Raw genomic sequence first — 7,947 nt, forward strand, 5'->3', positions numbered from 1 at the left:
AATCGAACCCTTACACCCCTCTTCGCCAGCTGCCGACAAGCGCCACTCCCGCATTGACCGCGAGTGGCGTTTGCTTCCCGAGCGCTTGACGTCCCGTCGTCCACTCTGCCCATTTCAAAATGAGTACCGCGCGGTTATTCATCTTTCATTTATCTGCTTCGTCCGGCATCGCACATCTTGGCTTCGCCCAGGCCCGACGAACGCCCAAGAGCCAATTTGCTTCGGGCAGATCTTCGCGGCTGATCAGGGCGAAGGCTTCGCAGAGCCCCCGCCCTTCCGCCTTTGGTTGTAACGATTTTCGTAAAACCACACCTTCGGATGAACGTGCTGCGTGCGTACCCGGCGCCGCGCGAAGGGTCGCTTAATGTGACCGTGCGATGCGTAGAGGCCGACGTGAAACCTCGCGCATCACTGCCGTTCCGATAAGCCGCCACTCATCACATAATCCAAGACCCAAGGGGGGAACCGGGTGTTCCGCCATGCCCCGAAGTCCCGGCGCGCGGTCCGAGCCGCCGCCGGGTTCTCCATCGCCGCAGGGCTCTGCGCCAGCGGCGTCTTGCCCGCGCACGCCGCCTCCGCTGCGTCCTCGACCCGGACCGATCTGCGGGTCCTGGTGTTCACCGACGGGAGCGCGCCGGTCGAGGCGATCCGCTCCGAGCTGGACACCGAAGGCGTGCCGTACACCGCGATCGACCTGACCAGTTCCTCCCGCACAGTCATCACCGCCGGCTACCTCGCTTCGGCCGCTGAGGCGCACTTCCAGGCCGTCGTGCTGCCGAACAACGCGCCACCCCAGCTGTCCGCGGCCGAGATCAGCGCCCTCGACACGTACGAGGCCACCTACTCCATCCGGCAGGTCGACGCATACGACTATGCGAGCCCCGCAGTGGGCCTCAACTCCCCGCAGTACTCGGGCACGCTCGACGGGATGACCGCGGCGGTGACCGGTTCCGGCACGTCCGCCGGCGCGTTCCCCTACCTGACCGGCTCGGTCCCGTTCGAGAACATCGATCCCAACGTCTCAGAGTCCTACGGCTATCTCTCCACCGCGAACCCGGCGGCGGGCGCGACCTTCACTCCCTTCGTCACCATGACGATCCCCGGCACCTCGACCCAGGGCGTGCTGTCCGGGGTCTACACCGCCGGTGGCCGCAGCGAGCTGGTGAACACCTTCGCCTACAACGCGAACCAGGCTCAGTTCCGCGCCCTCGCCCACGGCTTCATCACCTGGATGACGCAGGGCATCCACTTCGGCTACGACCGCAACTACCTGACGATCGACGTCGACGACACCTTCCTGCCGGACGCCGAGTGGTCGCAGGCCGGGCACTGCACCCCGGGCGACACCATCTGCCCGCCGGGCACTGCGGACACCACGCCGAGCCGCATGACGCCCGCCGACGTCACCTACGAGGTGAACTGGGAAGCGCAGAACAACTTCAAGCTCACCATGCTCTTCAACGGCGGCGGCTCCGACGACCAGGTCGCGGCCACCGGCTCCGACCCGCTGCTGACCGCCTGGCAGGCGAACTCCGGCCAGGTGCTCGAGTGGCTGAACCACACCTACTCGCACGAGTTCCTCGGCTGCCAGCAGAACCTGACCACCATCCCGTGGTCCTGCGTGACCGACGCGAACGGCAACTACGTCTGGGTTCCGCAGTCCGACATCGTCTCCCAGATCCAGCAGAACATCGCCTGGGCGCAAAGCAAGCACCTGCCGATCCACGCCGACGAACTGGTCACCGGGGAGCACTCGGGCCTGGTCACGCTGCCCCAGCAGACGGTGGACAACCCCAACCTGGCCCCGGGTCTCAAGCAGTCCGGCATCGCGTGGACCGGTTCGGACGCCTCCCGCGAGCCGAACCAGCGCGCCGTCGGCTCCTCGACGCTCACCGTGCCGCGCCATCCGATGAACATCTACTACAACGCGGCGACCGTCTCCGACGAGGTCAACGAATACAACTGGGTCTATACCTCCACGGCCGACGGCGGGTCCGGGATCTGCGAGAACAACCCGACCTCGACCTGCATCGCGCCGCTCGACCCGGCCACCGGCTTCGCCTCTTACATCGTTCCGACCGAGACGCGGATCGCGCTGAGCCACGTCACCGCGAACGACCCGCGGCCGACCTATGTGCACCAGTCGAACCTGACCCAGGACCGGATCTTCTACCCGGCGCTGGGCTCGATCCTGTCCACCTACCGCGCCGAGTTCGCCGCCAACGCCCCGATCGTCTCGACGCTCTTCGCCACCTCAGGCCAGATCCTCCAGCAGCAGGCCGCGTGGAAGGCGGCGGTCGCCGCGGGCACCGTGTCCGGCTACATCCAGTCCGGCAAGGTCGTCGTGTCGGCTCCGTCAGGGCTCTACGTCCCGCTCACCGCCCCCGACGGGACGCAGAACCCGGGACTGCTGGGCAGCTCGATCGGCGCCACGCCGTTCGGCTCCGCCTACGCGGGTGAGCTGTCCGCGTATCAGCAGGCCCCCGGCTTCGGAAACCTCACGCTGTTCCTGCCCGGCATCGGCTTGGTGCTGACCGCGAACCCGGCGAAGTAGACCGCACCGCGGCGTGCCACGTGCTCGGGACCGCGCACGGACCGCTCCTCGACCTCGACGGAGTGGTCCGCGCGCGGCACGGGCACGTCGCGCTGGGCACCGACTCTCGAGGGATCCAGACCCGATGGACGTCATGCTCGTCACCGAGGGCACCTATCCGCACGCGCACGGCGGGGTGTCGGTCTGGTGCGACCAGATGATCAGAGGTCTGACGGGGTACCGGTTCCACCTGGTCGCCCTGTCGGCCACCGGCCGCGAGCCGGCCGTGTTCGACCTGCCGCGCAACGTGGCCTCGTTGCACACGGTCCCGGTGTGGGCCAACAGCCACGCCGCCGCCAGCCGCGCCCCCCGCGTGCGCAGCGTCCGCTGGTGCGCCGCCGCCATCGACATGCTCGAGGCCGTATTCAGCAGCGACAGCGCCGCCCCCGACAGTTTCGAGGCGGCGTTGTTCGAGCTCTACCTGCTGGCGCAGTCCGGCCACCTTGTCGAAACGCTGCACACCGACGCGGTCGCGGTCGCGCTGGCCGAACTCTGGAGCGGATACCACGACCACACCGCCCCGGCGCTACCGCTGGCCGACGCGATGACGGCGCTGAATCTGATCGAGCACGCGCTGCGTCCGCTGTCCTTCCAGCCGCCCGTCGCAGAGGTCGTGCACGCTGTGTCGAACGGCCTGGCCGTGCTGGTCGGGCTGGCAGCTAAATGGAACCACGGCACCCCGCTCCTGCTCGCCGAACACGGCGTCTACCTGCGCGAGCGGTATCTGGCCCTCCGCAACGAGCGGCTGAGCTGGCCGGTCAAGTCGATCGTGGCCGCCTTCACCCGCCGCCTATGCGAGGCCGGCTACCGCGCCGCCGACCTGATCACCCCGTGCAACGAGTACAACCAGCGGTGGGAGCGGCGGCTCGGCGCCGACCCGGCGAAGCTGCGCACCGTCTACAACGGCGTCGACCCGCGGCGCTTCCACCCCTCGGACACCGAGCCGGAGACACCCACCATCGTCTTCGTCGGACGGATCGACCCGCTCAAGGACGTCATCACACTGATCCGCTCGTTCGCCATAGTGCGCGAGCAATTGCCAGGCGCACGGCTGCGGATCTTCGGCACCGCACCCAAGGGAGGCGAAGCCTACTTCCGAGAGTGCGTCGAGCTCGTCGGGCAACTCGGACTCGAAGAATCAGTGATCTTCGAAGGGCAGTGCGCCGACACCCGGCAGGCATATGTTGCCGGCCAGATCGTGGTGCTCTCCTCGATCTCTGAAGGCTTGCCGTTCACCGTGCTCGAGGCGATGGCCTGCGGGCGGCCGAACGTCGGCACCGAAGTCGGCGGCGTCGGCGAAGCCATCGGGGACACCGGGCTGATCGTGCCGCCGCGCCGACCCGGGGAGCTGGCGCAGGCCTGCCTCGCGCTGCTCACCGACCACGAACGGCGGCGCACCCTCGGCAAGGCCGCGCGTCGGCGCGCGCTGGAGCTGTTCACCATCGAACACGCCGTCGCCACGTTCGACACCATCTATCGCGACCTCGCCCTGCCGCCTGCCGCCGCCGCGGCGCCCTTCGGAGTGGCTGCGTGAGCGCACCGTCCCTCTTGACCGACCCCTACCCCACCATTCACCGCGCATTCACCACGGCCTACACCCAAGCGCGCCGCTCCACTCTCGGCACGATCCCGGTCACGATCACCGACACGGCGACGCTCGACTCCATCGACCGTCTGGCCCTGAGCCTGTCCGAGCTGTGCAGCACCGCCGTGGACCCGCTCGCGATCGTGGCGGGTCTGGAGACGGAGGGCTACAGCGACCGCGCCGCGCGCGAACAGTTCGGGCTGCCCGACCTGTTCGTGCTCGCGGACCAGCTGCACAAGCGGGTGCCCCGCGCAATGAGCGCACCCGAGCCGCGGGCGCCGAAGCCACCCGCCGCCGCCCGCACCCTCCTGCGCGGTCTGCTGTTCGCGGCGCCAGCCCTCTACGGGGTCACCTTCCTGACGATGACGAGCGCGAGCGGCACGACTCGTGCAGCGCTGGCCGCCGTGCAGATACTCGCGTGGGGCTACGGGCAGGGCATCGCGCACCTCGCCTATGCGCGGTTAGGCAGCGGCGAGCGGGACGCGGCGCGGCAGGTTCTGCGGAATGGCACGCTCTGGGCGCTGCTCACGGCCACCGGGCTGTTCGGTCTGATCGAGTTGCTGTTCGCCGCGCCCGCCCGCGTCGCTGCCCCGGCGGCGAGCACGCTCGGCTTCTGCCTGGCCGCGGTGCCTGCGCTGGTTCTCGGGGCCGAGTACGCCCTAGCGGCGGCGTTGGCACCCGCCGCGCTCGCCGCCGCGTCGTCCCTGCTCGGCGGCTCGCCGGTGGTGGCCGCGCTCGGGGTCGCCGCTTCGGCCGCAGCGGCGACGGCTCTCGCACTGCGGATCACGCGACTGCACACCACCGTCGCCCCACTCACCAGGTACGAGCTGCGCTGCGCCGCGCCCCACGTGCTGAGCGGACTCGGCACCGGCGCCCTGGTGACCCTCGTCCTGGCCGGACCGACTGCCGGTCGCGGACCCGCGGCCCTGCACGCCGCGATGGTGCTCACCCTCGCGATGGGCGCGGGTGAGTGGCACGCGCGCTGGTATCAGCACCGGGTCGAGGCGCTGCTGGCGGTGATCGCCGGCCCGGCTGGCTTTCCACGCAGGGCGACGGCGTTCCTGGCGATCGCGCTGGTGCGGCAGACCGCGAGCACAGCGGCACTCGCCGCGGTCGCGTTCGCGGCATTCGACCGCGCGGAACCAGACGCGATGGGACTGTACCTCTGTGCCGTCGCGCTGGCCCCCGGTCTCCTCGCGGCGCTGTTCATCCGCAGCAGGAACGCGACGGCCGTGCTCTGGCCGACCGCGCTGACGCTGCTCGCGATGGCCGCCGCCGTGCCTGAACGGAACGCCGCGGCCCTCGCGGCGCTCGCTGCCGAGAGCGCGGTGTGGCTGGCCGTGCGCGCCGCAGCGGCCACCTCGCGTCCATGGGCGCACCTGTGACGCGCCCGCACCCGCCAGTGCGGTTCGCGGTCCCGGCCTACTTTCACCCCGCCGACCGACCCGACGACTGGCTGGCGCTCGCGGCGATGGGGCCGTCGCTCGGCTTCGCCGTGATGAACCCGGATTCGGGGCCCGGCACCGCGCCCGACCCGCGTTATCACCCGCCCGTCGCGGCCGTGCGCGCAGCCGGAGGGCGCGTCATCGGCTACGTCGACACGGCCTATGCGCGGCGCCCGGGCGCTGCCGTGCTGCGTGATCTGACGGCGTATCGGGACTGGTACGGGCTGCGCGGGGTCTTCCTCGACCAGGTCACGTCAGGGCCGGAACAGGTCGCGCACTACCGTCGCATCGCCGACGCCGCGCGCGGGCTCGGCTTCGACCTGCTCGTGGCGAATCCGGGCATGGTCCCGGCGCCGCAGTACGCCGACATCTGCGACGTGGTGGTCACCTTCGAGGGCCCGTGGGACGCGTATCGTGATCATGTGGTTACGCCGTGGATACGCCGACATGCGCCGACGCGGTTCTGCCATCTGGTCCATGGAGCATCGTCCGGCGCGCTCGAGCAGGTCATCCATGATGCGGCCGCCCGGCACGTCGGGACGGTGTACGCGACGGAACTGACGGGAGCCAATCCATGGTCGGACCTCGCCGGCGAGCTGCGCGACGCGTTCTCGGCGCGGCCCTCGCGCTGACAGCGGGCGCCGCGCTCGCCGCGTGTTCGTCGCCGCACACCGCCCCGGTCGCCTCCACCACCCATTCGGACCAGCGATCGCCCGCCGTCCCGTCGAGCCGGCCGCTGCCGAATCAGACCTCGCCGAATCAGCGGCCGCCGACCCCTCGGCCGTCCTCGCGCGCGGCGACGCCCCCGTCCACCATCTGGCACCCGTCGCCCGGTCTGACCTGGCAATGGCAGCTCACCGAGCCGGTGGACACGACAGTAGACGCGCAGGTCTACGACATCGACGGTGCGGACAACAGCACCGACGTGGTCGCGACACTCCACGCCGCCGACCGCAAGGTGATCTGCTATGTCAATACCGGTGCGTATGAGTCTTTCCGCGCCGACGCCGGCCGATTCCCGACCTCGGTGCTCGGCTCCCCGAACGGGTGGCCCGGGGAGCGCTGGCTCGACATCCGACAGTGGCGTGTACTAAGGCCGATCATGGCGGCGCGCTTCGCAGACTGCGCGAGCAAGGGGTTCGACGCCGTCGAGGCCGACAACGTCGACGGCTACGAGAACGACTCGGGCTTCCCGCTCACTGCCGCGGACCAGCTGACCTACAACCGCATGCTCGCCGCCCTCGCGCACGACGACCACCTGGCGATCGGCCTCAAGAACGACGTCGACCAGGTCCCCGACCTGTTGCCCGACTTCGACTTCGCGATCGACGAGCAGTGCGTCGAGTACGCCGAGTGCGGGCAGCTGGCGCCGTTCACCGCGGCGGGCAAGGCGGTGTTTCACGTCGAGTACTCGCTGCCCCTGTCGGAGTTCTGCCCGCAGACCGCCCCGCTCCACTTCTCCAGCATGAAGAAGAACACCGCCCTGGACGCGCCCCGCTGGCCCTGTCCCTAAGGCGTCCCGAACGATCTGTCGATCAGGCGGAGACGAAGTCCTGCGACAGTCCGAAGTAAGTCCCCGGGTTATCGACGACCAACTGCTGAATATCCAGCTCGGCGTTGAAATCGTTGCGCACGAAGGGCTCGATCGGCTCGGCGGCCTCCGGGCTGACGAAATACATGATGGACTTGCGCTCGCGGATGTTGTGGTTGCGCACCTGGTGGTAGAACGGCGGAACCGCGCCGCCGGTCATCGCGGTCAGCAGGCTGCCCGGCATGATCAGCACCTCGTCGGGCGGGAAGTTGAACGGGACGCCGTTCTTCTCGTCGTCGTCCTCGCCGGCCATCCCCTCGAGGCCGGGAGCGCTGGCCCAGATCACCGTGAGCAGATCGGCGTCCTCGTGCGAGTACTGGTACAGCGCGGTGTCCACCGGCTGCACGAACGAGTTGATCTGCAGCAGCGACGCGTCCTCGAACGAAAGCTCGTGCTGGTAGTCGTACCGCACGCGCATCTCCTCGATCAGGTCGCGCACGATCCGGGCGGTCACCTGCCGGTAGGCCTCCGCCGCGTCGAGGAACCGGGTGATCTCCTCCTGGTACGGCAGCGAGGCGCGCCGGTGCCTCCAGTACACGAACGAGTCGTTGTAGTCCGGCTTGTCCTTCGACCCCGTATTTGCATACTTGAACGGCCGGTAGCCGGAAATACGGTTCGGCACGCTGTACCGGAGTTTGTCCGGTGTGTCCTTGACGAAGAACTCCGTCGCTTCACGATAAAGCCCTGAGAGCAGCACTGCGTCACCGGCGTCGAGGCGCACGGTCCCGTATCC

The 7,947-nt window shown here is 69.3% G+C and carries 6 protein-coding genes; 5 read left to right on the top strand and 1 reads right to left on the bottom strand.

Features of this window, described 5'->3' with window-relative positions; genetic code table 11:
* Positions 1-469: 469 nt before the first annotated feature.
* The 5 genes from VGZ32_RS03265 (at position 470) to VGZ32_RS03285 (ending at position 7,136) form a co-directional block, all read left to right on the top strand.
* Entirely contained in the window at positions 470-2,554 is a 2,085-nt protein-coding gene (locus tag VGZ32_RS03265; protein WP_326884282.1) for a hypothetical protein, read from the top strand.
* Positions 2,555-2,678: 124 nt separating this feature from the next.
* Positions 2,679-4,127, top strand: coding sequence for a GT4 family glycosyltransferase PelF (gene pelF, locus VGZ32_RS03270; RefSeq protein ID WP_326884283.1), 1,449 nt, complete (start codon positions 2,679-2,681; stop codon positions 4,125-4,127).
* Positions 4,124-5,563: a hypothetical protein gene (locus VGZ32_RS03275; protein WP_326884284.1), complete on the top strand. Its 1,440-nt coding sequence runs from the start codon at positions 4,124-4,126 to the stop codon at positions 5,561-5,563. Before pelF ends, VGZ32_RS03275 begins: the two co-directional genes overlap by 4 nt.
* Complete coding sequence (locus tag VGZ32_RS03280; RefSeq protein WP_326884285.1) at positions 5,548-6,255, top strand: spherulation-specific family 4 protein; 708 nt, start codon at positions 5,548-5,550, stop codon at positions 6,253-6,255. Before VGZ32_RS03275 ends, VGZ32_RS03280 begins: the two co-directional genes overlap by 16 nt.
* On the top strand, positions 6,198-7,136 hold the full coding sequence (locus tag VGZ32_RS03285; RefSeq protein ID WP_326884286.1) for an endo alpha-1,4 polygalactosaminidase: 939 nt from the start codon (positions 6,198-6,200) through the stop codon (positions 7,134-7,136). The genes VGZ32_RS03280 and VGZ32_RS03285 overlap by 58 nt, the downstream gene beginning before the upstream one ends.
* A gap of 22 nt (positions 7,137-7,158) precedes the next feature.
* On the opposite strand, the gene VGZ32_RS03290 is transcribed toward VGZ32_RS03285, so the two are convergent.
* The coding region (locus VGZ32_RS03290; protein WP_326884287.1) for a 2OG-Fe(II) oxygenase family protein at positions 7,159-7,947 on the bottom strand (789 nt) is incomplete at its 5' end.

This window comes from Actinocrinis sp., from assembly GCF_035938995.1.
Lineage (GTDB): Bacteria > Actinomycetota > Actinomycetes > Streptomycetales > Catenulisporaceae > DASZGI01.

Excerpts from the sequence above, each read along its gene's own strand:
- pelF (WP_326884283.1), top strand. The coding sequence starts at position 2,679 with ATGGACGTCATGCTCGTCACCGAGGGCACCTATCCGCACGCGCACGGC.
- VGZ32_RS03280 (WP_326884285.1), top strand. The coding sequence starts at position 5,548 with ATGGGCGCACCTGTGACGCGCCCGCACCCGCCAGTGCGGTTCGCGGTC.
- VGZ32_RS03285 (WP_326884286.1), top strand. The coding sequence starts at position 6,198 with ATGGTCGGACCTCGCCGGCGAGCTGCGCGACGCGTTCTCGGCGCGGCC.